This is a genomic window from Enterobacter cloacae complex sp. S1 (genome assembly GCF_014930525.1).
In the GTDB taxonomy this organism is placed as follows: Bacteria; Pseudomonadota; Gammaproteobacteria; order Enterobacterales; family Enterobacteriaceae; genus Enterobacter; species Enterobacter hormaechei_C.
On sequence record NZ_JADBRE010000083.1, the window covers coordinates 1 to 1871 of the forward strand.

The 1871-nt window shown below is 30.6% G+C and carries 1 protein-coding gene and 1 pseudogene; both read right to left on the reverse strand.

From position 1 onward, the window contains the following. A pseudogene (locus IM290_RS21520) lies at positions 1-601 on the reverse strand (hypothetical protein); the annotation flags it as partial. Next, positions 598-1833 (reverse strand): WzyE family oligosaccharide polymerase, encoded by a 1236-nt coding sequence (locus IM290_RS21525; protein WP_193354517.1) that lies wholly within the window; start codon positions 1831-1833, stop codon positions 598-600. The pseudogene IM290_RS21520 and the gene IM290_RS21525, both read right to left, overlap by 4 nt. Positions 1834-1871: the final 38 nt, after the last annotated feature.

A 1871-nucleotide genomic window follows, 5' to 3' on the forward strand; every position in this document is an offset into this window, starting at 1 on the left:
CAATATAAAAAGCGCCCTTGAAGTAATTCAGTTTAGGATTGCTTGAATCCTTGAAGAAGATTAAAACAACCAGCAATGATTGTATGATATACATTATTCCTAAAATAGAAATTAAATCTATTTGGCTCATTACCAAAAAAATCAAAGATGGTAACATAAGTACTAATTCGTTAAATGTACCTATTTTAAAGCTTTTGTTTACGATGATCATATATCTGAGTATTTGGTTCATAATTAAACCAACAGACAAAATAATTAAACCTAGCCAACTTGATGATAAAACATCTTTAAAGAAAAATAAAATAATTATGGCTGAACATATGCTTGTCACGAAACCAATGATTGTAGCTTTTAAGAAGCCCAGCATACCAAACTCAGTATTATTCTTTAAAATTACTGTACCAACACCAACACCACCAATCATTGATATGATTACAGCGATAGAATATACCGAAGAGAAAAGCGCGAAAGTATGTGTAGTTACTACGTGCGATACTATAAAGAACAGTAGCACTCTATTTACACCAGGCAAAACCGTAAAAAGAAGTGACCATAATTTATCGTTTAACATCATCGAGACAATCAAATTTAATTTCTTCATCTTCTTGAAATCAACGAACTTATAAATGAATTAAAAAAATACATAATTAACATTATTATCCCGAATTTAATCAAAATATAGCAATATACCTCAAATCCATCTCGCACCCAGAAGAATAGATAGCCAATACTGCTTAATAATAATAATTTTGTATACCTTGTTTTTGAAGATGATATTATTTTATCAAATAAAAAAATAATTAACCCGCTTAAAACACCTCCAATCCAATAGAATGTCTGCCCAAACATAATCAAACAACTTCCTAAGAATGTAGGTGACATTGTCAAGTTTGTATCTAAGCCTAATATCTCTGCTGTATAAAAATAACCATTGTTATAAACATTGATAGGTTTCCCTTCCCATAAAAACCTAGGAATGATAATTGAAAATTCATTTAAGAAAGTCGTTGCATACTGAATTTCGAAATAGTTCTTCATTAATGCATCGTTTATATTTAAAACCGCATGCATAGGGGAAAAGGATTCAAACGCAAATAAAATAACCTGGATTCCTCCATTCAGGATAAAATCCAATGCTTCAGAAAAGTTATTTACATAGCGATATAACTCTAGGAGCATCAATGTTACAACTCCTATGGCTAATGCCAAAAACAGTTGTTTCTTATTAATATTTTTATATAAAAGCCCTAGGTAAATCAGAGAAAATACACCTGCCGCAAGTACGTTTCGGGAACCGCCGATAACAATATAGTATATAACACCACATAATGTACTTAAGCATAGACAAAGAAATAGGTTTTTTCTGGTCGGCATTTTTATATATGCTAAAATCATTGCTGGTATGTATGAGTACATTAATATTATCGATATACCGCCACCTGTATTAGCAGTCAAGCGATCATTATAAGAAAGCCCAAGTGCTATTCCATTTTGTAGGGTATAAATGACAACACCTACCCCATATAAAAAAAGAAGAAGCCGATAACCGGCATTAAATTTAAGAATACTGATTTGGGGCGGGCCAATTTTGATAATGACGGAGGTAAAGCGATATGTTACAACTGTCATTATTAATAATATGACAGTTTGCCAAAAAGCCTGCCAATCCGATTCATTTAAATTAATATCTAAAAAACCATCCTTGCTTATAAAATACACGAAATGACATATTATAAAAAAAGAAATAAAACAAATATAGTAAATGCTGTAATTGCTATTTTTTGTCTTTAAAAAAATCAAAAAGATAAAAAAAACCAACCCTAGTGTTAACATTTTGAGTACTCAGATTATTGTAACTTAGAAACTATATC

What these genes read in the sequence shown, in the direction of transcription:
- IM290_RS21525 (WP_193354517.1), bottom strand. Translation starts at nt 1,833, where the DNA reads ATGTTAACACTAGGGTTGGTTTTTTTTATCTTTTTGATTTTTTTAAAG.